Origin of the sequence: Streptantibioticus parmotrematis (assembly GCF_019890615.1) — a bacterium.
In the GTDB taxonomy this organism is placed as follows: domain Bacteria; phylum Actinomycetota; class Actinomycetes; order Streptomycetales; family Streptomycetaceae; genus Streptantibioticus_D; species Streptantibioticus_D parmotrematis.
Genome location: NZ_JAINVZ010000013.1, coordinates 79,702 through 102,799 on the forward strand (window position 1 = coordinate 79,702; position 23,098 = coordinate 102,799).

Annotated in this window: 14 protein-coding genes and 3 pseudogenes; 11 read left to right on the forward strand and 6 right to left on the reverse strand. The window is 66.8% G+C overall.

Features of this window, described 5'->3' with window-relative positions; genetic code table 11:
- Positions 1-1,342: 1,342 nt before the first annotated feature.
- Together K7472_RS19265 and K7472_RS19270 are read right to left on the reverse strand one after the other, a co-directional pair.
- Positions 1,343-1,795, reverse strand: a complete 453-nt coding sequence (locus K7472_RS19265; RefSeq protein ID WP_222979736.1) for an SRPBCC family protein — start codon at positions 1,793-1,795, stop codon at positions 1,343-1,345.
- A 228-nt stretch (positions 1,796-2,023) separates the two neighbouring features.
- Entirely contained in the window at positions 2,024-2,605 is a 582-nt protein-coding gene (locus K7472_RS19270) for a sigma-70 family RNA polymerase sigma factor (protein WP_222979737.1), read from the reverse strand.
- Between the two features lie 254 nt (positions 2,606-2,859).
- Between K7472_RS19270 and K7472_RS19275 the strand changes: the two genes are divergently transcribed.
- Positions 2,860-5,628, forward strand: a complete 2,769-nt coding sequence (locus K7472_RS19275) for an ATP-binding protein (RefSeq protein ID WP_222979738.1) — start codon at positions 2,860-2,862, stop codon at positions 5,626-5,628.
- A gap of 1,106 nt (positions 5,629-6,734) precedes the next feature.
- Here K7472_RS19275 and K7472_RS19280 read toward each other — a convergent pair.
- Positions 6,735-8,285 (reverse strand): hypothetical protein, encoded by a 1,551-nt coding sequence (locus tag K7472_RS19280; protein WP_222979739.1) that lies wholly within the window; start codon positions 8,283-8,285, stop codon positions 6,735-6,737.
- A 952-nt stretch (positions 8,286-9,237) separates the two neighbouring features.
- Between K7472_RS19280 and K7472_RS32770 the strand changes: the two are divergent.
- Positions 9,238-9,330 (forward strand): annotated as a pseudogene (locus tag K7472_RS32770) (transposase); the annotation flags it as partial.
- Positions 9,331-9,343: 13 nt separating this feature from the next.
- Here K7472_RS32770 and K7472_RS19290 read toward each other — a convergent pair.
- The gene (locus K7472_RS19290) at positions 9,344-9,967 is read right to left on the reverse strand and encodes a TetR/AcrR family transcriptional regulator (protein ID WP_222979740.1); all 624 of its coding nucleotides are present in this window, start codon (positions 9,965-9,967) and stop codon (positions 9,344-9,346) included.
- Between the two features lie 111 nt (positions 9,968-10,078).
- Here K7472_RS19290 and K7472_RS19295 point away from each other — a divergent pair.
- From K7472_RS19295 to K7472_RS19335, 9 genes and pseudogenes are all read left to right on the forward strand, one after another.
- Positions 10,079-10,973: pseudogene (locus K7472_RS19295) on the forward strand (SDR family oxidoreductase).
- Positions 10,974-11,178: 205 nt separating this feature from the next.
- Positions 11,179-11,555, forward strand: a pseudogene (locus tag K7472_RS19300) (transposase); the annotation flags it as partial.
- A 527-nt stretch (positions 11,556-12,082) separates the two neighbouring features.
- On the forward strand, positions 12,083-12,820 hold the full coding sequence (locus K7472_RS19305; RefSeq protein ID WP_308013986.1) for a 2,3-dihydro-2,3-dihydroxybenzoate dehydrogenase: 738 nt from the start codon (positions 12,083-12,085) through the stop codon (positions 12,818-12,820).
- A 97-nt stretch (positions 12,821-12,917) separates the two neighbouring features.
- Positions 12,918-14,018, forward strand: a complete 1,101-nt coding sequence (locus K7472_RS19310) for an isochorismate synthase (protein WP_252395891.1) — start codon at positions 12,918-12,920, stop codon at positions 14,016-14,018.
- A complete protein-coding gene (locus tag K7472_RS19315; RefSeq protein WP_222979742.1) occupies positions 14,015-14,755 on the forward strand; it encodes an isochorismatase family protein in 741 nt (246 codons plus the stop codon). The genes K7472_RS19310 and K7472_RS19315 overlap by 4 nt, the downstream gene beginning before the upstream one ends.
- On the forward strand, positions 14,752-17,808 hold the full coding sequence (locus K7472_RS19320; protein ID WP_222979743.1) for an amino acid adenylation domain-containing protein: 3,057 nt from the start codon (positions 14,752-14,754) through the stop codon (positions 17,806-17,808). The genes K7472_RS19315 and K7472_RS19320 overlap by 4 nt, the downstream gene beginning before the upstream one ends.
- 48 nt (positions 17,809-17,856) lie before the next feature.
- Positions 17,857-19,314 carry an MFS transporter gene (locus K7472_RS19325; protein ID WP_222979744.1) on the forward strand — a complete coding sequence of 486 codons (1,458 nt, stop codon included), beginning with the start codon at positions 17,857-17,859 and terminating at the stop codon, positions 19,312-19,314.
- A 269-nt stretch (positions 19,315-19,583) separates the two neighbouring features.
- On the forward strand, positions 19,584-20,987 hold the full coding sequence (locus K7472_RS19330) for a cytochrome P450 (protein ID WP_222979746.1): 1,404 nt from the start codon (positions 19,584-19,586) through the stop codon (positions 20,985-20,987).
- 17 nt (positions 20,988-21,004) lie between these two features.
- Positions 21,005-22,033 (forward strand): terpene synthase family protein, encoded by a 1,029-nt coding sequence (locus tag K7472_RS19335; RefSeq protein WP_222979748.1) that lies wholly within the window; start codon positions 21,005-21,007, stop codon positions 22,031-22,033.
- Here K7472_RS19335 and K7472_RS19340 read toward each other — a convergent pair whose 3' ends face one another.
- A complete protein-coding gene (locus K7472_RS19340; protein ID WP_222979819.1) occupies positions 22,034-22,555 on the reverse strand; it encodes a transposase in 522 nt (173 codons plus the stop codon).
- Positions 22,521-23,030: a recombinase family protein gene (locus K7472_RS19345; RefSeq protein ID WP_308013987.1), complete on the reverse strand. Its 510-nt coding sequence runs from the start codon at positions 23,028-23,030 to the stop codon at positions 22,521-22,523. Before K7472_RS19345 ends, K7472_RS19340 begins: the two co-directional genes overlap by 35 nt.
- Between the last annotated feature and the right edge of the window lie 68 nt (positions 23,031-23,098).

The window sequence follows — 23,098 nt, forward strand, 5'->3', positions numbered from 1 at the left end:
CCTTACCGCCGACATCCACCCTGCCCGCCCCGGTCGCCCCCTCGGACAGGAAGTCCGCGACACCGCGCGAGAAGTGTGAGAAAGCTGTATCACATCCTCTTTTCGCAGGTCATAGGCAAGGAAGGGTGGTCATGATCCGGCTTGCTGTTCGGTTGGGCGTCCATGGTCGCTGTTCCGGCCGTGGCGTACTGGCTCCCGCCTTCGCCCGTCGACTCTGCGAGTACGCCGATCACGCCGGTCTTGGCGATCGCGGTTGTCTGGTCCTGCAGCGCGTGCCGTCCCGTCGTGGAAGCCTGCGCGCGTGCAGGACCAGTCCCCACGCAAGTAAGAGCGACGCTTGCCACCGTCGCGGTCAGTACAAGGCGTCCTTGTTTGATTCGCACGTCAAAAGACCTTCCTTCGCTTCCGCCGGACGGTTCACATTTCCGTCCGTCATCCACGCTACGAAGTGATGCGTGCGGGCACCCTCCGGCCCCCGGCGAATCGATGATGGGGATAGCCCCCGCTTGACCGATGGCCGCCCGGGTGGCCGGGCCCGCGCGAGGGTACGTCGCTTGCCATGGAAGGCATCCGGGAAATGGGTCTACGTATGCCGGATCAGCACCAGGCGCTTGCACGGTGGCGCCAGTGAGCGCGCACGGCCGACGCGCTCGGTGCTGCCCAGGTCGGCATCGCCCGCCATGTCGTCAGCAAGGCTGGCGACGCGACATGTTGGCTTGGTGAATGGGTCCCATGGAGCCCGATTCACGGCCGAGCCGGACGCGGTGGCACAGCGTGAGTGCCGGAATCACGGACGGCAGTCTTGACCAGTTCCCATGTATCGCACCCCCACTGCTGGGGCGGAGCGGAACCCCTACCCTGTCCGGGCGTTCGGGTGGCTCGCCTGGAGCGATGCGCGGTTCGGCCTCGTCCTTGTGGCAGCGTCTACCCGGTGGGCGCTATGAACGGGGCGTCCAGTCGGTCACGGTGCCCCGCGCATTCAGCCGACTCCCAGTTGTCCTTTCGAGCCACCGGCGACAGCAGACCCCGCACATACCCACGCATCCGGCACCGCAGATCCACCCGCGAAAACCGACCCCCAACAACGACTCCGACTCCGCCGCCCACCCGAGGGAGGCGTGTAGCGGTCTCAACGCCATTGCTACCGCGCCAGTTTCGGCCCAGGCTAGGATATTCGGCTTGCGCGTCGAGAATCGAGGACCATGTACTGTGCGCTTGCCCCCTGGCAGCGCCACCTCAACCGCGCCGAGCGCCGGCCGGGCTGACGTCCCGCCGGGCATGAGCATCGCCCCCGCTGCCCGGAGAAGGCGGGGCGGTTGCCACGTGGTAGCGGTCGTGGCTGTCAGACTTCAGCCTCCTGCGCCAGTCGTTCGAGCGTCCGAACCATCGTCTCCCGGTTACGATTGGAGCGTCGCCTCAAGCCTGTGGTGAGTACTGAGCTCAACTTGTACAGCGGACCGCGCTGGTCGACCGTTCGCTCGATGATCTCGCATCCTCCTCCCGCCGGTCTGAGCTCGAACTCCCACGTCGCTACGCGACGTCCTCGTGCCGTGACGGCAAAGGCGAAGCGCCTCCCGTGTTCGGCGGCGGTGACAACGCAGAGCGTGCTCCATTTGATGATGCCGCGGCGGTTGTCTCCACGGAACGTCGAGCCGACCGCACCAGGAATGCCGCTGAGCCATACCCCGCCGGCCGACTCAGGGCTCCACTCGTTCATGCGGGTTATGTCCGCGATCAGTTCGTACACGCGCTCGGGATCGCCAGACGTCAGCCGCCTTACCTCAATCGCGGCCATCTCTGTACCTCGCAATCGACGTGAGTTGATGGAGAGCACGAGCCGACGTCCCGACGGATGTCTCGCAGCGGCCGTCCGTAAAGATCGCGCCACAGCGCCTTGCCGACACACAGGGATCGGCCAGCAGGACGCCACTTCGCGACTTCCCCGGGGTCTCGTGGCGTCACGGCCTTCCAGGCCGGCAGCAGTCATCGCGGTGTGAGTGTGAGTGCAATTAGGGGGTTGGTGTTATGCGACGCGGTGGGTGGTGGTGAGGTGGTGGGTGTGTTGGTTGTGGAGTGTGTCGCGTAGGGCTCTGAGGGCGTGGTAGGTGCGGGATTTGACGGTGCCTTCGGGTATGCCGAGGCGTTGGGCGGTTTGGCGGACGGGCTGGTTGAGGACGTAGATCTCGATGAGGACGGTGCGGTGGGTGGGGGAGAGGTGTGTGAGGGCGTCGCGCAGGATGTGGCGGTCGAGGATTTGTTCGAGGGGTTGGGTGGTGGTGGGGATGCGGGTGAGGGGTTCGTCTTCGACTTCGGTGGGACGAGCGGAGCGGGCGCGCAGCGCGTCTATGGCCAGGCGGCGGGCGACGGTCAGGAGCCAGGGGCGGACGGTGCGCGGGTCGTCGTGGAGGGTGTGGAGGTTGCGCCAGGCGCGGAGCATGGTTTCCTGCACGAGGTCTTCGGCGGTTTGGCGGTCGCCTTCGGTCCAGCCCATGAGGGTGCGCAGGAGTGAGCCGGCGTGCATGTCGTACAGGGTGCGCATCTTCTCGTCGGCGTGCTGGGTGCCGGTAGAGGTGATCGGGTCCGCTTCCGCCGTTGTGCCGGTCATCGTCCGTTCCCTTCGTGCCGTTTGCCCGGGGTTCGCGACCATCGTGGGCTCGTGGGCTCGTGGAGACATCCGTGAGACTCACGTAGATACGCAGCCAACGATTCGAAGGAGAAAGCCCTCAACGAAAGCGCTTACGCAAGGTTCGCGCACTGTTAAGCCCCGGGTGGTAGCCGCTTGTTCTCTGCTTCGACGTACGGACCTGGTTCCCGTTCGTGATGGCTTCCGGTTATCGTCACCCCTACCCGGAGAAACAGGTGAGCGTGTTGATCGGACGCTTGGTCGAACTTGGCGTGATCGAGGGGTTGTTGGGCGACCTTCAGAGTGATCAAGGGCGTTCGCTTTTGATCGAGGGAGAGCCCGGGATCGGCAAGTCGACTTTGCTGTCTAGCGTGCTGAGCCGAGCTGCGGAGCGTGGATGTGAGGTGCGAAGCGCTACCTGTGACGAGGAGAACCGCCAGTTCCAGCTGTCGCGGGTGAGTCGGGTGCTGGGCTTCGACGAGGCCTACCGTGATGCCGCCCCGCCGGAGCCTGCTGGACTCGGTGACCCAGTGGCCGCCAGGGTGGAGCGCTTTTTGACCCTGGTGGACAGGATGTGCGTGGAGCGTCCACTGGTCCTGGGGATCGAGGACCTGGAGTCGGCCGACGACGACAGCCTGCTGCTGTGGCGCCGCCTGTGTCGTGCCACCGCCCAGCTACCGCTTCTCCTGGTCGGCACAGCCCGCCCGGAGTCCCGGCGCTCCGCGCTGGAGCAACTGCGCCGCGAGGTACGCGGCCAGCGTGGCGTACAGCTACGCCTCGGGCCATTGGGACCCCAGGAGACGGCCCGGATGGTGGCGGAGGAGACCGGTTCACCGCCCGGACCGCGACTGATAGGCAGGCTGGAGTCCGCCGCCGGAAACCCTTTCTACATCAAAGAACTGCTGGCCGCCCTGGTGCGGGAAGGGCAGATATCCCGTCGCGAGGGCACAACCGAACTCGTCGATGAACAGGGCGCTCCCGCCGGCTCTGTGGTTGACGGACCTCTCGCAGTCCTGGTCTCGAGTCGGGTGGACTTCCTGACGTCCGAGACCCGTGCGACACTGCGTCTCGCGGCGCTGTTGGGGCCCCGGTTCACCGTCGCGGAACTGGTCTCGTTGGAGGGAAGCACGCCGGGAACGGTGCTGGGTTCGGTTGAAGAGGCACTGGACGCGGGAGTGCTCGAGCCGGTCGGTCCAGCGTTGCGGTTCCGGCACGGACTCCTGCGGGAGGCGCTGTCGGCCGATCTGTCAGTCACCGAGCGGGATGAGCTGCGCCGACGTGCCGCGCAGGCGCTCATCACCGCCGGCGCGGCGGTGGAAACCGTCGCGCGAGTGATCCTTCCAGCGCTCGCCACCGCCGACGGCTGGGAACTGGACTGGCTGACGCGGAACGTCTCCCGGTTGGCCGACCGGGTGCCCGCAGTCGCGGTGGAACTGCTGGAGCACGCACTGCCCCACACCAGCGCCGACGACCCTCGGCACGCTCTGCTGGAGAGTCAGCTGGTCGGCGTGTGTTTTCTGCTGAACCGTTTCTCGCGGGTGGAGGAGTTGTGCCGCGGCATCCTGGCTCGTACCTCGGATCCTCATCGGATCGGCCAGGCGCGCTGGTTGCTGGGTATCACGGCGCTGCGGGGCGGCCGATATACGCAGGTGCTGATCGAGGTTGACGCTGCGATCCGCGATCCACGACTCGATGCGATGTGGCGCGCTCGGCACAGCGCACTGCGTGCGCTGGCACTGTGCTTCACCGGCGGGCCGGAGGCCGCCGGTGAAGCGACGCGGGTCCTGGCCCTGGGGGAGGAGCTCGGCGACCCGACCACCATGGGATACGCGCTGCACGCGGCCTCGGTGCTCAGCAGCCGGGCGGGCGACCGAACGGCGTCCCTGGCCGGGATCGACCGTGCGCTGGCGGCCATCGGTACCGAGCCCGCGTTGATCGATTTGCGTCTCGGCCTGCTCGGCAACCGGACGTCCACCCTCGACGACCTGGGCCGGTACAGGGAGGCAGCGGAGACCATGGCGCTGGCACTGGGGCTGGCCGAGCGCGTCGGCGCGCCGCGACTGTCAGCCTTGCTGGTGCAAAACGCCTCGCGGTGCTACACGGCCGGGCGCTGGGATGACGCGCTCGCCGAACTGGGTCAGGTGGAGCAACTGCCGCCGGGCCTGCGGCTGATACAGCACGGGGTCGCCGCGCTCATAGAGATGCGGCGTAGCCAGTGGCGGGAGGCCAGCCATCGGCTCGCGCAGCTCGACGGCGTGGAGGTGCCGCCCGGCTGGCCGAGTTCCGGCGGAAACCTGCTGGTCGCCCGCAGCCTGGCCGCCTCTCGTGCAGGCAGACCCCACGACGGGATGAGGATTTTGGCGGTCCTGCTGAGCCGTGAGTACGAGCGCAACATGGAAACGCGCAGTGACTGGCTACCGGATCTCGTCCGGCTCGCGCTCGCCGCAGGCGATACCGGGACCGCGTGGGCGGCGGCCGCGGCCGCCGCCAGGGACGCCGAGCACGAACCACTCCCGGGTAAGCGGGCCGCGGCGGAGTGGTGCCGCGGGCTGGCGAACGCGGATCCGGCCGCCGTTCTGGCGGCCGCCGACCTGCACCGGTCGGCCGGCCGAGTACCCGATCTCGGCGCGGCGCTGGAGGACGCCGCCGTGCTCCAGGCGCAGAGCGGCGACAGGCAGACCGCCTGCGGCACCCTCGGGGAGGCCCTCGCCGTCTACCACGACTTGGGGGCGACTTGGGACTCCCGGCGTGCCACGGAGCGGCTGCGGTTCCTGGGCGTGCGAGCGTCTGGAAGGCGGAGGCCGAAGACCGGTTGGGACTCCCTGACGGCCACGGAGTCACGGGTGGCCAGCCTGGTCGCGGAAGGTCGCTCCAACCCTGACATCGCCGAGCGCCTGCTGCTCTCCCGGCGCACGGTGGAGACCCACGTATCGCACATCCTCGCCAAGCTCAGCGCCACGTCCCGCAAGGAGATCCGTGACATGGCCGCAGGACGTGACCAATAGCGGGTGTGCTCCCAGTTCATGTCGTCTCCTGAGCCTGCTGGTGATCGCCCTCGACCACCTTGGCGGCCGGGGACCTCTGATCCGGGGTCCCCGATACTGCGTGGACGTGAGAGACGACAGTGATCGCGGCGCGCACCAATCCGCCATGGCTGTGTTCGGACAGCCAGCCGAGTGCGGTGTACGGGCTCGTCGCACCGCCCACACTGAGTGTGGCGGCGACGACCAGTTGGTCCGTGAGAGCGACTAACGTCCTCGTCGGGCTGTGCAGCAAGCCACTGCCTCGCAGTGACGCACCACTGTGTCCCTGCGGCGAGCCGGGGGCGTGGCGTTCCTGGGCCCCGCTTCTGTCGGCATGCCAGCCGCCGATAGGTCCAGCGTTGGCACGTCCTCCCGATTATGCAGGCGAGCGGATGACACGGTGCCGAGCTCGGGGAATTCGCCGCCCTCGACGCGGGAGCCCGGGGCGGCCCAGGTCATCAGCCTGGGCCCGCTCTCGTCATCATCTCGCGTTACCTTCTGTATCCCTGTGGTGGCACCGTCGTGGCGAGGTCTCACTGCGGGTCTCCGTGACCGCCATCCCGCCCTCATCCCCTGGGGGCCGGGCACGCGGATCCCCTATACGTGGGCGGCTCCCGAAGCAGCCTCCATTTCTTCATACGGACGACGGAGAGGGTCGGTTCAGCCGACTCCATCCGGTGGGGCCCGTGGTGGCATGTTGTGGGCACGCCATGGGTGCGGTATGCGCGACGCCGGGCTGGGCATCCGGATCGTCCGGCATGCGTATGGTCCCGCAGAGATCTTTAAACGCGGAGGCGCCGGATCGGCACCTAGCGAGCCGCCTGCCCGGAGGAGAGCGCGCGCTTCCCGGAGCGCTGAGCCGACTTGCCTCGCGGTGGTCCATCAACTGACCCGAGTCGGCTGGGGCGTGGAGGGTTTGGCAAAAGCTCTGCGGACCAGACCCCGGCCGGTGATCGACGCCCGACTCAGGGGCATGCGGCGCTCTGTGACCCGCGGTGCCGACGCGGCATGGCCTGACGGAGCAAAGGCAAATCCCGCGCCCTGGCGGAAGCTGAAGGGACGGTCAGGCCGGTCGAGCAGGGCTGATGTCATTGTGCACCAAGAAAGGTGAACGTGCTGGCCCGCAACTCAGGCCGGGGAAGGTACCGATTCCAGGACGGCTCGCCGAGCCGCTGCGCCTCCGCCCCGCCGCATTCGGTCGATACCACCGATGCCGCGTCGGCGACCAGAACACGCCGGCGCAGCCGGTCCGCGATGAGCTGGCCGAACGGCGGCCCCCCTCGATGCCATACGGTCGCGAACGTCATGACCACGCGCAGGTTCTGCAGCAGTTCCGGGGGCAGGGTCTCCAAGACGGACAAGACCCGCTGCTGGTCTTCCTCGCAGGTTGCGTCACCGTCGGCCAACACCGTCATCCCGTCCCGGTCGGGCGGCAGCGCGGCGGCGGCCCGATCGACGTCGGGCCGGGACGGAATCCGCATGTGCAGGCCCGCGGGGGCCGAGGCGAGGGGGGAGTCGTCCGGCGTCGTGTCCAGCACGGCTCGCAGGGCGCGCCCCCACGCGGGTGGAGGCGAGAGCGGTCCGTGCGGCTGCGGCGACACGGTGGGGGAGAAGCGCACCCAGTGGCCGAGGCCACCGTCGTCGTGCACGGCCAGTAGGTCGCGTCCGTTGGCGTGGAAGTCCAGTGCGGCGGCAGGCGCGTATACGGGTGCGTCCAGCAGGGAGGCCAATTCCTCCAGTTGCTCGGTCGACTCCCGCACCCCAGCGTACGGCCAGTCCAACTGGACCTGGTGGGTGGCTTCGGGAGGCAGGGCGCTGAGCAACTGCGTGCAAGCGGCGAGCAGCAGGGGGTCGAGTCCGCGTCCGTCCACCACGACTTGCAGTCGGTCCGCTGCGGGAGGCACTCGTGCGGCGAACGCCGCGAAGCGGCTGCTCGGCGCGCCGAGCGGGCGCATCGCGTAACCGGCCGGGACGCGGTTGAGCACGGCGGGCAGCGACTCGGCCAGGTGGTCGTGCCGGGTTAGAGCGGTCTCCCACGTGGGCGTGGGATAGAGCGCTCCCACGCTCTGGACCGCCCGGCCCGGGCTGACCCGGTACCACTGCCAAAAGGCGCCCGATGTCATCTCCGGCGGCCCTGAAACGTAGGTGATCCCACCGGTTCCGCGCAGTGGCCCGCTGGGCGCGACGAGATCGAGCTGGTGTTCACGGGCGAACGCGCGGCCTTCGACGGGTCCGATGGAAGGCAGGAATATCCGCACTGCCCGAGGACAGTCCTCGGGCAGCACCGATAGAACGCGCGCCATGGCGTCGAAGGTGTCCGGATCCGGGCCCATGCCCGCCACCACGACGGCGAGTCGTTCCTGGTCGGCGGGGATCTGTGCCACAAACGTGGCGTCCCGGACAGAGGGTGTACCGCGATAAAGCCAGACACCGGCCGGGATCAGACCCGCCTTCCATGGCGCCTTTGGTGCGGGGACACCGTCTCGGACGATCTCCCGCCACCACGGGGACGGGGGGCCCGCCGTGGCCGGCAGCTGCGAGATCCAGTCGGCGCTGAGCGGCTTTTCCAGCCAAGCGGGAGCAGCCTGCCCGCCGAACAACGGCATGTCCAGACCCGGTAGTTCGGGCAACTGGCCCATGACGAGCCCTCCTTCTCGTGGACGCGAGACCAGGACGCCCCCGACCGGTTACCGGCAACCGGTCGTCGGAGGTGCCGGACCAGGCCCGCGAGATCAGTACCAGTTATGGTCCTACCAGAGGCTCCACGCCTCGCACGGGCTACCGTAGCGGGGGCCCATGTAACCGAGGGCCCACTCGACTTGGGTCGGCGCTGTACCGCAGCAGCTAGGCGGGCCAAAGGGCGCGCCGGTGCGGCTGGGGCAAGAGGCGGGGGCTCGCAACCCGCGAGGTGTGCGGGGCGCGGGTTGGTTGCGGCCAGGTCACCGGCGTGCGCCGGGTTGGTGCCGTGCGGCGGCCGGCGCGTTGTGCGACTTTGGCGGCCTGGCCTGTTCTGGCTGGGCCGCCTGGTGCTCGCCGGGGCGTCATTCGGCAACCGGACAAGGCGCGGGGGCCGCTGAGCAGATGTGACCATGACCGCTGGGTGCGTGGTCCGGCCGCTGGTGATTCCCACCGACGGGAGTGGCGCGGTCCCGCTCTCGGGCTTCGGAGTCCGGTGCTCATGCTGGAGGGTGGCCGAGGCGTGGGGGGCTCCGGCCAGGCTGACGGCGGCGGCCCCTGTGACCAGGATCCCGGCCGACGTAAGACGCCTGCGACGGCTCTCGGGAATCTGATCCGATCCCATCATCGGTCCCTTCACTACTGCAGCGTTGTGCGATGTGTCCGGTAGGTGTCGGCTCGAGTGTCCACCCGACCCTGGCCGACATCTCACCGGACGGGACCGGGTACACGCGCACGGCTGAAGATACGGATGCTGTGAGGCCGAGGTTCAGCACCTGACCGGAAATGTGGATCTCGGGACCGGCGCCTGTACGCCGGTAGGGACCTATGACTTCGGAAAGTATCGCCGCCCGCTGTGGAAGCGCAGCATCAAGTCCATGATCGCCTGAGCGCGGCGCCGCACACGGCTCCGGCCTGAGCAGGGCACGCTGGGTGGTCGAGCGCGCCTTCGCCTGGCTGCACCAGTTCAAGCGGTTCCGCATTCGCTACGAACGACGCGCGGATCTTCAACAGAGCCTGCTCAGGAGCCCGACGGCCCGGCGGCATGTCGACGCCATTGCGTCATCGGGCGCTTCGTGTTCGCGACGACGGCATGGAGCGACTGGAGTGTGTCGGCCAGCACTTGTCGCAGGGGTGTGGTTCCGGAGTCGTGGATCCATTCCTGCATCGCCGTCTGCTGTACGAGCATCCCGGCCCGGGCTGTGATCAGCGCCGTCGCGGCGTCCAGGCCTCGTTGCTGGAGCGCGGAGGCGACGATGCCGGTCAGTGTCTCCCGCTTTTGCAGCTCACGCTCCTGGAGTTCGGGGGTCGCCAGGATGATCCGGGCCCGGCGGGCAACCGCGTCACGACGGTCCTGGAACATCTCGTCGGCGACGGCCTGCAGGGCGCGTACCACGACCTTTAGTGGGGGCAGACCCTCATCCTGTGCGGTGATCTCGCGCATGACGATCTGCTTCTGCAACTCCGGCCCGCTCCCGAAGAGCGCCTCCCGTTTGTCGGTGAAGTGATTGAAGAAGGAGCGCTTGGTCAGGCCCGCCCGGCGGCTGATTTCCTCGATCGTGACGCGCTCGAATCCCTTCTCGGCGAAGAGCTCAAGGGCGGCGACCTGTAGGCGGTCAGCGGCATCGGGTTCCCAGCGTGCCATGCACAGAAGTCTACTGATTGCGCTAAGTGCAGTCGAACTCTACAGCGATTGCATCAAAGTGCAATCACCTGCGGCTCGGCAGGCTCATGCCGGCGCTGAAGGAGGTCCACCATGCGCGTGTTCATCACCGGTGCCTCGGGGCACATCGCTTCGGCCGTCATCCCGGAACTGCTGGCGGCCGGGCACACCGTGACCGGGCTGGCCCGTTCCGAGAAGTCGGCGGCCCTCGTGCGATCCCTTGGTGCCGAAGTCCGGCACGGCGATCTCGACGACACCGAAGCCCTCACCACCGCGACTGGCGAGGCCGACGGAGTCATCCACCTCGCCTTCAAGCATGACGAAATGCGCTCAGGGGACTTGCAGGGCGCGGCTGCGGCCGACTTGCGCGCGATAGACGCGATGGCCGGCGCGCTGGAAGGAACGGGCAAGCCCTTCGTGGGAACGAACGGACTCCTCGGGCTGGCTCTCGCCGGCTTCTGCGGGACGCTCACTGAGAATGACGTGTGGCCCTCCGGCCCGCGGATCGATGCGGAGAACAGGGTGATCGCCCTCGCGGAGCATGGCGTGCGCTCTTCAGTCGTCCGCCTTCCCCCCCACAGTGCACAGCCTCGGCCGCTACGGTTTCGCATCTGGGCTCATCGCGCTCGCCCGCGCCGTGGGACGCTCCGGATACGTCGGCGACGGCTCGAACCGGTGGCCCTCCGTCGATACGCGCGATGCCGCCCGCCTCTACCGGCTCGCCCTCGAATCCGCACCCGCAGGATCCCGCCTGCACGCCGTCGCCGAAGAATCGGTCACCCTGGGGGAGACCGCCGAAGGCATCACCCGCCAGGTCGGAGTCCCGACCGCATCCATCACTCGCGAGGCAGCGGCCGAGCACTTCGGATATCTGGCCTCCTTCATCGGCCTCGATACTCCGGCGTCGATCCGGATCACCCGTGACCTGCTCGGTTGGACACCGGCACATCCCGGCCTGCTCGCCGACCTTCTCCAGGCGAGCAGCTAGAGGCGGTCCGTGGACGGAGAGCTGGCGGCAGCTTCGACGTGAGGCTGTGCTCTGAGTGGCTGATGTTCCGCACGATGGCATCCACAAGCCCGCTCGCTGTGGAATGGGACAACCTCTGAACTCTGCGGCAGCGAACCCGACCACCGGATCCACGGCGGCCAGCGCCCGAGGTGACCCTTTGAAAGGAGGCCCCACGGGCCCTTAGCCGGTGGACCGGGGCAGGACAGGCTCCAAGCACCACCTGATCACCGATGGGCACGGAACCCCGATTGCCATCATCCCTACCGGCGGCAACCGCAACGATGTCACCCGGCTACTGCTTCTGCTCGACACGATCCCGCCCATACGCGGCCGGGTCGGCCGCCCCCTCGGCACAGGCCCGATTCACTCTTCGCCGACCGCGGATACGACCACGACATCTACCGCCACCAGGCCAAGCCCGAGGCATCGTGCTCCCATCGCCCGCCGCAACAGTCGCCACGGCACCGGCCTTGGCGTCTAGCGATGTGCCGTGGAGCGGACCTTCCCCTGGGTGCACGGCTTCCGCCAACTCCGCGCCCGCTGGAACGGCGGGCCGACATGCAGGAAGCCTGGACGACGGTGAGGGAGTGCCGGAGACCGGCACGGATCGCTCCCGCCGGACAGTCGACCTCGAGCCCGCGGTTTGAACCAGCGGCCAGTGCTTGGCGTTCTCTCCGTTTCGCTTCCCATCCGCCGCGGCGAACGTCGCGGCGTGCTTCGGCGCTGGTAATGAGAGCTGCGTGAATTGGCCACACCGGCGCCCTCGCCTTCACGGACCCTCAATTTGAGGAAGATGGTCATGACGGGGCCCTCACGACCCAGAGGCGATAGCCGATGTGGAACGGAGTGAACCGCCCCGGGGCGCGGCTCGTTGTACTACGTGGGTTCTGCTTGCCATGGTCGTCCGAGGAAGTATGGCGTCGAACCCTTCGTGCGGCTCGCCGAAATCGCATCGGTGAGCCGCACGGCGGACACTGGATGGCGTCGCTTCTGCATCGAAAGAGAGATCGAGCGTGGCACCACAACCGGACTTATCGCGACGGGGTGACCCGTTCGGCCTGTTCGGCGCTGAGGGGACGTCTGGAGCGGTGGCTCTGGTGACCGGGGCTGCACGTGGAATTGGGGCGGCGGTGGCGAGCGCGCTCGCGGATGCCGGCGCCAGGGTTGCGGGCATCGACCTTCGAGCTGCGTCCACGCCGACAGGGCCCGGCACGGTCGTCCACTACCAGGCCGACCTCACGGCCGACGGTGCCATCGACGCGACTGTGCGCCGTGTCGAGAACGATCTGGGGCCGGTGGACATCCTGGTCCATGTCGCAGGTGTCCTTCGTCCGGCCACCGTGCTGGACTCCACTGACGACGACTGGGACCACACCTTCGCAGTGAACACGACGGCGGTCTTTCGGCTGTCCCGAGCGGTCACCGCGGGCATGATCGACAGAGGACGCGGCTGTGTCGTCCTGGTCGGGTCGAACGCCGCCGGTGTCCCGCGGCGTGCGATGGCCGCCTACTCCGCGTCGAAGGCTGCCTCGACGATGCTGATCCGGTGCCTGGGGCTTGAGCTGGCGCCGTACGGCATACGGTGCAACGTCGTCTCACCCGGCTCAACCAACACCGCCATGCAGCGAGAGTTGTGGACCGACGACAACTCGCGCGGCGGAGCCCTGGAAGGCTCGGCGGAAGACTTCCGTGTCGGAATTCCTCTCGGACGCCTAGCGGATCCATCGGACATCGCGGACGCGGTCTTGTTCCTGGTCTCCGACCGGGCTCGCCACATCACTATGCACGACCTGTACGTCGATGGTGGGGCCAGCCTGCGCGCCTGATCGGCCACCTTCGGCGGCCCTGTCACGATCACACCTGAACGGAGCAGCCTTGCCCGCTACAGACCAGAACCGAGTGTCGTGTGAGGGCCCCACAGACTTGCTGGAGAGCTATCGTCCGACCTCCTTCTTCCTGTCCTCTCCGCGAGGGCCGCTCCTCGCCGACGCCCCTCTCCACCGGTTGGCCTCGGTCGACACCGCGTCAGCAGCCTTGTCCCGGGCATCCGAAAACAACGTGCTGTTCGGTGCCCTTCCTTTCGACGGAAGTCAACCGCCCCAGCTCGGCTTGGGCGCGGTCGTCCGTTTGCCAGCACCCTTGACGGTGCATCAGGAGATTGCCGCTCCGGTGCCCATCGGGGCGGACACAAGCTGGGCATGGGAAGAGCCCGACGACACGCTCTACAAGGAGGCGGTCCGAGCAGTCATCAAGCGGATCGGCCAAGGTGAAGTGGACAAGGTGGTCCTCGCCCGCGCGATCGATCTGACAGCCGATCGCGACATCGAAGTGGGCGACATCCTGCGGGCGTTGGTGACCGCAGAACCAGACGCGTACTCCTTCGCGGTGGATCTCGGAGACCGCACGCTGGTGGGCGCGAGCCCGGAGTTGCTGGTCTCTGTGCACAACGGCCGCGCGACCGCCAATCCTTTGGCCGGTTCAGCCCCGCGGCATCCGGACCCGGTGCTCGACAGGATCCAGGCTACGCAGCTGCTGGAGTCCGCCAAAGACCAGAGGGAACACCAGGTGGTGGTCGACGCCGTGGCGGACGCTCTGGCACCACTGTGCCGGGAGCTGGAGACACCCGCACGTCCGGCGCTATCTCGTACGCGCACCATGTGGCATCTGTCATCCCGGGTCACTGCCGTCCCCAGGGAGGGTGTCACCGCTTTGGACTTGGCACGCGCCCTACACCCCACTCCCGCGGTCTGCGGCCAACCGACCGGGGCCGCCCGCCAGGCGATCCGCGAACTCGAAGCCAGCCCCCGTGGCTTCTACTCAGGCATGGTCGGGTGGACGGACACTCGAGGTGATGGCGAGTGGGTGGTCAGCATCCGCTGCGGCGAGGTACGAGGCAAAAGCCTGCGTCTGTTCGCCGGCGCAGGCATCGTGGCCGGGTCCACGCCTGAGGGTGAGGCGGCTGAGACGCGGGCCAAGCTGCGCACCATGCTGCTGGCCTGCGGGGCAATAGAGGCCACGTCATGACCGGGGGCGGAATTCCGGCCATTGAGCCGTACGCGATGCCCGAAGCCCAGTGCCTCCCAGCGAATCGGGTCGGATGGGAATGTGATCCGAGCCGCGCGATGCTGCTCGTTCACGACCTCCAGAATTACTTCGTGGCCCCGTTCACCTCCGATGCTCCGCCGCTGTCTGTCCTGGCGGAAACCGTGCCGGCACTCGCCCGCCGCGCCAGGGCACTGGGCATCCCTGTGGCGTATTCCGCCCAGCCCGGATCACAGAGCGAGCGCCAGAGGGGGCTGCAACTCGACATGTGGGGCGCGGGAATCGGCTCCGATCCTCGCGATGCCGAGATCTGGGAGGCGGCGCGGCCTCAGCCAGGTGACTCCTTGCTGGTCAAGTGGCGCTATGACGCGTTCCATCGCACCGAGCTCGCGGATTTGCTGCGCCGTGAGGGACGCGATCAACTGATCGTGACGGGGATCTACGCACATATCGGCTGCCTGATGACCTCGGCACAGGCGTTCATGCGTGACATCCAGGTGTTCTTCGTAGCGGACGCCGTGGCCGACTTCTCTCGTGAGGACCACGAAGCCGCCTTGCGCTGGGCGGCAGGTCGGTGTGCGCGAGTCCTGACCACCGAGGCCCTGCTCGCCACCCTGCCGGAGCCGCCCACCGGGCTGGCCGGCACCTCGGTCCCGGTGGAAGCCGGCCCTCGACACGTGGCGCACACCCCGTCAGCCCCGCCGAGAGGCACCGCATGAACCTCGCAAGCCCTGCACCCTCCACCTCCGCCACACCTCTCGTCGACCTGGTACGTGCCGCGGCCGATCGCCGACCGCGAGCGATCGCCGTCGAGCAGGCCGGCCACCAGGTCACCTACCGGCAATTGACTGAGGCCGTCGACCAGCTCGCGCTGCGGCTGCGGGAATCCGGAGCCGGAACCGTCGCCGTCACGGGCGAGCGCGGCATTCCACTGGTCGTCGCGGTCATCGCCGTGCTGGCTGCCCCGGCGAAGCTCGTGACTGTCGACCCGCAGCTGCCCGCCAGTCGCCGAGCCGCCATGCTGGATCGCGCTGGCGTGGACCTTGTGTTGGCCACCGAGGCGTACGCACGCTATGCCGACCCGGAGGGCAAGCTACCGGTTCACAACATTCCGCAGATGGGCGAGGAAGCCGGCTTGCTGAGTGTTGTCCGACCGGGCGGACCGCCGAAGAAGGCCGGGGGCTACGTCTTCTTCACCTCGGGTACGACGGGATCGCCCAAGGCAATCGCCGGGCGACAACTGTCGGTCGCCCACTTCGTCAGCTGGCAGCGCGACGCTTTCGACATCGCATCTGGCGACCGGTTCGCACAGGTGACAGGGCTATCGTTCGACGTGTTCCTGCGAGACCTGTTCACCCCCCTGGTTTCCGGTGCGACGGTCTGCTTGCCATCCGGTCTGGCGACCGGATGGCAAGGGCTTCTCGACTGGTTGCGTCACGAGGACATCACCGTGGTTCACACGGTGCCGAGTCTGGCCGCTCGTTGGCTTGCCACCGATGTGTCGTTCGAGGCCGCAGACCGGTTGCGTCTGACCTTCTTCGCCGGCGAGCCCCTGTCAGCACGCGTCGTGAGCCAATGGCGTGAACACTTTCCGGGATCGAGGGTGGTCAATCTCTACGGCCCAACAGAGACCACCCTCGCGAAATTCTGGCACGAGGTCGACACACCACCCGTCCCGGGAAGCCAGCCCGTCGGCCGTCCTCTGCCGGACACTGAACTACGGCTCGTGGACGACGAGGTGTGGATCCGCACCCCTTACCGCACCGACGGATATGTGGACGACCCAGCGGAGACCGCCCGCAGGTTCGTTCACAGCGACGCCGAACCTGATGGTCACCCGTGGTATCGCACGGGCGACCTGGGCAGTCTGGACGAGCGCGGACTCCTGCGGCTGCGCGGGCGCAGCGACCTCCAGATCAAGATCAACGGTAACCGGATCGAACCCGAAGGGGTCACCGCCCAACTGCGTTGCCATCCACTGGTCCGGGATGCGGTCGTGACTGCCCGGCGACGTCCGGACGGGGCGCTCTACCTGGCAGCTCACTACGTCGCGGGCACCCCCACTGGCCTTAGTCCGGTGGTCCTGCGGAGCTGGCTGGCAGATCGGCTGCCAGCCGCGCACGTGCCCTCCGTGCTCGTGCCTATGGACACTCTCCCCCTCGGAGCGAACGGCAAAGTGGACCGCACCGCGCTGCCCGACCCGCTGGCGGGCGAACCAGCTGAGGTCTGCGATCCACAGGTCGGTCCCGATCCTCTGCACGACCTCGTCGCTGCCTCCTTCGAAGCGGTGCTGCGGTGCCCCCGAGGCGCGGTGGACGCCGATTTCTTCGAGTATGGCGGAACGTCTTTGGATGCCGCCGACCTGTCCATCCGGCTACTGCGATCCACCGGTCGCCAGTTGGAGATGCACGAGATCTACGAGTTGCGGACAGCGCGTCATGTCACGGAAAGGCTGCGCTCTCGGCCCATGAAGGAACAGCCGCCCATTCCTCACGGACTGCAGCTGGCGGTCACAGGTCTCGCACCTCAACAGCAGCGCTACCGGCGCGTCTTTCTGCCGTTCGGCAATCGGTCCTGGGCGAACATGCCGGCCCTCATCGTCCTGCCGGATCACACCGAGGCAGACGCGGTACGCGAGGCGCTCACGGAGATCGTGAAGCGCCATGACAGCCTGCGTGCGTGGTTTGAGGAGGACTCGGCGGGTGAGGTCCGCCAGTACTTCGCGGAGGAGATCGACATACGGGTCGCGACCGTCGAGCTCGAGACCTTTCCGATCCATCAACACGATGCACACGTAGAGCGGTTGTGGATTTCCGAAGCGAATACCCTGCTGCCCGACACCCGGCCGCCGCTCTTCAGAGCCTGTCTGGTGCGGCACGGCCTCGGACGGTCAACGCTGCTGTGGAACGTCCACCACATGGTCTCCGACGGCTTCAGTCAGCAATTGTTCCGCCAGGAGCTCAGCGCACTGCTCAACGGTGCTGCGGCGTCCGACCTGCCAGGTCTGCCGATCAGTTATCGCGACTACATCGCCTGGTGCGCCACCGGCGGCAGCGGGACGCTCAGCGCCCAGCGTGCCTACTGGCAGCAGGTCTTCTCCGAGCCGTACGACCGCGTGCTCCTTCCCACTCGCCACGCATGCGCTGAACCGGCGCGCGGTATCGCCTACCAGTTCCCGATCGAAGAGAAGCTCAACGCCAGGGCTGAGCGTTTTGCTCGCGACCACGGATTGACCGTGTTCTCGGTCTTCCTCGCCGCGTACTTCCTTCTCGCCCACTCCCTGTACGGGACCGACGACTTGGTGGTCGTCACCCCCGCGGCAGGTCGCACCCGCCCGGAGGTCCAGAACCTGATCGGTAACTTCATCTCCTTGGTGGCGATCCGGCACCGTGCCGGTGAGGAAACGTCCTTCGCGGACCTAGCCGGCTTGCTTCAGAGGCGCGCGATACGCGCCATGGAAAACCAGGACTATCAGTACGACCAGGTGATGGCGGACGTCGGCGCGGCTCCGGACGACGATCGCTTTCCCCTGACAACCGTTTGCATCTCTCTCATGGACCTGCCACCTGAGCAGGAAGAGCAGTTGCAACTTCCCCGCTGCCGAGACCTGGGATGCGACGTGAAGTTCGACCTTCTCGGCTACCTCCGCCACGCAGGCGGAACGACCGCTTTCGACCTCCACAGCCGTCGATCGCTGATGGACGAGGAGGATCTGAGAGATCTCAAAGCCCGATTCGTTCAGATCCTCGACACTCACCTGCCGCACGCCTGACACGAAGTATGCGAGACACCTAGCCTCGTCGAGCGGGAGGGGAATGCTGTGAACGACGGGGCCCACCCACGGCGGTGGCTGGTCCTGGGGCTCTGCTGCAGTGCGTTGTTCGTCGTAAGCATGGACAACACCGTCCTCAACGTCGCGCTACCTGGGATCCGGCGGGACCTGCACGCGAGTGTTGAGCAGCTTCAGTGGGTTGTCGATGCCTACGTGCTCGTCCTGGCGTCGTTCCTGATGTTGGCCGGCGCGGTAGCCGACCGTGTCGGCAGGCGTCGTCTGCTGCGCGTCGGATTGGCCCTCTTCACTGCGGGTTCAGCTCTGTGCAGCGTCGCTTCGGATTTACACTGGCTGGTTGCCTTCCGCATGCTCCAGGCAGTGGGCGGCGCCATGCTCAACCCGGTGGCCATGTCCATCCTCACGGTGACGTTCACTGATCCCGGCGAGAGGGCCCGGGCCATCGGTTGGTGGGGCGCAGTCGCCGGTGTCAGTATGACGGCGGGGCCCGTGGTCGGGGGCGCTCTCGTCGAGGCTGCGGGCTGGCGTGCGGTCTTCCTGGTCAACCTGCCTGTAGGGATTGCTGCTTGGCTACTCACCGGCCGTTGGGTGCCGGAATCACGAGCAGCTGTGCCGCGGCGGCTGGATCCGGCGGGGCAGATACTCGTCGTGGTACTGCTGGCCTCCACGACCTACGCCCTCATCGATTTCACGGCACTGGGCTCGACGGAGGCGGCGGTACTCGGCTGTGCCGCCGTCGCGGTGTCGGCGCTGGGAGCGTTGCTCGTGGTGGAGTCACGTCGTGCGGAGCCGTTGGTGGAACTTTCCTTGTTTCGCAGCAGACCCTTTGTGGGAGCGAACATCACGGCGGTCTGCGCCTTCGCCGCCCTTTATGGCTTCCTATTCACCACGACGATCTACCTTCAGGTCCAGCAGGGTTTGTCGGCGCTGCAGGCGGGGCTGGCCCTGGTGCCGATGGCCGCGATGGGACTTGTGTGTGCCCCGGTGTCCGGACGCATGCTGGCCGCACGAGGGGCGATGGCGCCGCTGCTGGTATCCGGGACCACGATGACCGCGAGCGGACTGCTGCTCGCGGTCGGCAACGCCGAGGCAAGTGTCGTGGAGCGCTGTGTTGCGTTCGTCCTGTTCGGCATCGGATTCGGTTTCGTGAACGCGCCTGTCACGCACACCGCCGTCTCGGGTCTCCCGCACGCACGTGCGGGCGTGGCTGCGGCGTTCGCAGCCACGAGCCGTCAGGTCGGTTCCATGTTGGGGGTCGCGATCACGGGGACCGCGGTCGCGAACGGTTCGCTCACCACAGCATGGAGCATCGTCGCGCTCTTCTGCGCGACCTCCCTTGCGGCTGGCTTGATCGGTTCCGCCCATTCGAGCCACAAGACGCGGTTTCGACGGCCGGGTCTTGGCCTTCATACCCGTGTACGACATTCGATGGTCGGCGGCCGGATCGCCGTGGATGTGTCTGAGGACATCGACGAAGGCGCCGGCTGACCATCCGGCCCGACCATCTTGAGACAGATACCGTCCAGGCACAGCCGTCGCGTAGGAAGCGCGGCGCAGGATCGACGCGACCACAGAACCCACCAACGATGGCTACATCCAGCCCTGCGGGGGCGCTGGGGCCAAAGACGGGCCGTAATCTGGCTCGGCGGCGAGGCCTCGCTGGACCCAATCCGTGACACTCAAACTGGGACGGTGACATGAACGTCGGCGCCTCTTTACTCTCCTGAAGGACCATCGCCTTCGGCCAATAAGGGCAGATGCTCTGTCAGGTCTACCTCCTTCCCACACCCCATTCTGATTGGACGTCGTTGCAGACCCCCTTGCTTCCTCGTGCGCCGCACGCATTGCCGTTGCTCGGGCACATCCTTCCGCTGTTGCGCGACCCCCTGGATTTCCTTCTGTCTCTGCACGCTCAGGGTGATCTTGTCAGGATCCGCATAGGCCCCGTCCCGGCCGTTGTCGTTTGCGAACCTCGACTTACTTGGGATGTGCTACGCAACGATCGAGTCTTCGACAAGGGAGGTGCGTTCTTTGACCGAGGCCGCGAGGTGGCCGGGAACGGGCTGGGCACCTGCCCGTTCAGTCATCATCGCCGGCAGCGACGGCTGCTCCAACCAGCCTTCCATCCCAGGCGGCTTCCCAGTTACGCGACCGTCATGATTGATCGGATCAACGCCGTGACGGACTCGTGGCGGGACGGCCAGATCCTCGATGTGGTCGAAGAAATGACCCACATCACCTCGGCGACGACCGTCGCAGCGATGTTCTCGGACGCACCGCCGCAGGCTACGCTGCAACAGGCTCTCGATGACCTGAGTACTCTACTTGCCGGTGTGTACCGGAGAATGCTCACACCGTATCCACTGGACCGATTGCCCACGCCTGCGAACCGGCGTTACTATCGTGCCAGGACGAGTCTGCGGCGCATCTGCGACGAGATCATCAGTGTCCGGCGACTCAGCGGTGTCGACCACGGCGATGTGTTGTCTGCCTTGATATTCGGCCGCGACCCACAGGACGAGACCCGGGGCTTGGACAACGAGGAGATCATCGACCAAGTATTGTCATTCTTCCTGGCCGGCACGGAGACCACCGCTTACACGCTCGCCTGGGCTCTGCATCTCCTGGCACAGCACAGTGACATCCTCAATCGCCTGCACGATGAAGTCGACTTCGTTCTGGGCGGCCGGTCTGTGACCGCCGATGACCTACCTCGGCTGGAACTGACCCGCCACGTGATCACCGAGACGCTGCGGCTGTGTCCGACCGCGTGGATCTTTACGCGCCTCATGACCAGCGATGCCGAGCTGGGCGACTACCAGTTGGCTGCGGGTACTCATCTCGTCTACAGCCCTTATCTGGTTCATCACCATCCGGAGCTGTACGATAATCCAGACCGATTCGACCCCGACCGCTGGTTGACCGAGCGGGCCCGATTTTTGCCGCGTCACGCGTTCATTCCGTTCGGTGGGGGTGCTCGTAAGTGCATCGGCGACACTTTCAGTTTCGCAGAGGCCACATACGCACTCGCCACGATCGTCTCCCGCTGGCGGCTGTTGCCCACCTCTGATCAACCAGTTCGTCCCGCTCTGGCCGCCATCATGCGGCCGACGAATCTGCACATGCGGCTCGTGGCGAGAAAGTCGGTGCCCGGATTGTGAAGACGCCAGCTGAGACGATGCTTTCGTTCAGCGTTCCGGTCGGAACCATTCCCCATGATCGTAATCCGTGTGCGGCTGTCGCGCACAAGTCGACCCGAGGCTGGGCAAATCGATACCGACTGATTGGCGACGACCGCCGACAGCGCGCGTTCGACCAACTCAACTACGCTGAGCTACTTTCCTACGCGTGTACGACAGCCACCGCGTCACGACTGGGACTGTTTGCCCAGTGGTTCACGTACTACTTTTTGCTGGACGATCAGCAGGACCTGGCCGTACTCAATGGGCGGCATGAAGAATTCGTCGCTTTGCAAAGTAAACTCCGCATCGCTCTGCACTCTCGCGGTGCCGTCAGTCCCTCGCGTGATGAGGGACTGGTTGCGGCAGTGGCTGATCTGTGCCGGCGCACGGCGCCCCTCGTGTCCGACGGATGGTGGTACCGCTATGTGACTCACGCTGAGCAAACGTTTGCCGCCCAGCGGCAGGAGAGCGACTACCGCTTGACTGGCGTCATGCCTACGCCATGGGCTTTCAAGAAGGTTCGGCGTGAAGCCGGAGCGGCAGAAATGGTGTTCGACATCATCGAAGCTTGTGAGGAGAGTGAGATACCGGAATCGATCCGCTCCAGCGCCGCATGTCGGCGCTACGCCGACGATCTCAACGATTTCACCACGTGGTCCAACGACGTGCTCGGGGTTCAGCACGACGCCGCCAACACTGATCCGAACAACTACGTCCTAGTCCGTGAGCACGCCGACGGCCTCGAACGCGAGGCGGCGATCGCCGCCGTGATCTCCGACATCGTGTGGCTCGCTGAGCAGATGCCTCTCCGCAGAGCAGAAGTGAAAGCGGTCGCCTCAATGCACTGTTCAGGGCCGGAACTGGAAGGTATCGAACGTGTGCTGGATGCTTGGCGTGCCTTTGCCCTCAACGTCCCTCTCCACTACCTGCGCGCTGATAGCCGACTGGCTCAAATGGACGGCGCGGCCCCGGGACGCCCAGCTGGCTTCATCAGTGACTTGCTGGGCGTCGGCCGGCCTTGCTGATCATTTCAGAATGCGGTTTGGAGTCGTCTCCAGCGGATGATGTCGCAGGCGAGTTGGACCGAGGTGGAGGTAGGCGCGTATCTCGTAGCGGGTCCGAAGACGTTTGAACTGGTGCAGCCAGACGAAGGTCCGCTCGACGGCCCATCGGGTCTTGTCCAGGCCGGAGCCTTGCGGGGTGCGACGACGGGCGGTCTTCGGTGTGATTCCACGAGCTCGGGCGAGGCGGCGGCACTTGTCGAAGTCGTAGCCGCGGTCGGCGACAGGCCACCTGAGCCGGCGACGGGGGCCGGCTTCGCAGGGCGCGGATGTGCGGAACAGTGTCGGCGGTGGCATGAGCTGAGTGACGTCGTGGCGGTTCCCGCCGATCAGAGTGACAGCGAGCGGGGTGCCGTGTCGGTCGACGATCAGGTGGTGCTTGCTGCCGGGACGGCCCCGGTCGACTGAGCCCCTCTTTGAGTGCCCTCGACAGGGCCCTGCTCTCGTATAGTTACCGGCAGGTGGCGTGTAGCGGTGAGTAACTATTCGGGGCTGCGGTCGCGCTGGTGGAGGGCGGCGAAGTCCGCGTGCGCGGTCTCGACGGCTTCGGGGTCTGCTCCACGGTCTCGCCCATTGCGCGGCGGCGGAGCACGGTGTGCAGCATGTTGTCGGTGATGACCGGGGGCCGGCCGCCGTGCTTGCCCTTGCGGGAGGCGGCGTCGAGTCCTTCGAGGGTGGCCTCGCGGACGATCTCCCGCTCGGTCTCCGCCGTCGTGGCGAAGAAGCCGAACAACAGCCGGCCCAGGCCGGCGGGGTCGTAGACGCCGACCAGCGGTCCGGCGAGCATCTCCAGCACCAGGCCGTGCGCGGTGAGATGGTCCGCCAGCGCGGGCAACTCGGCCCCGTCCTGGGTCAGTCGCTTCATCCCGTTCACGGTGAAGATCACCCGGTAGTGCGAGGCATGCGCCTTGATCTCCCGCGCGCACGCGGGCGCTGCCTCGAACTGCGGGCGGAATCGCACCGGGTGCTGGTCTTCTCGGAGAAGATCTTGCCCCGGGGGTGTCTTTGGCGGCGAGCGCGTGCAGCTGC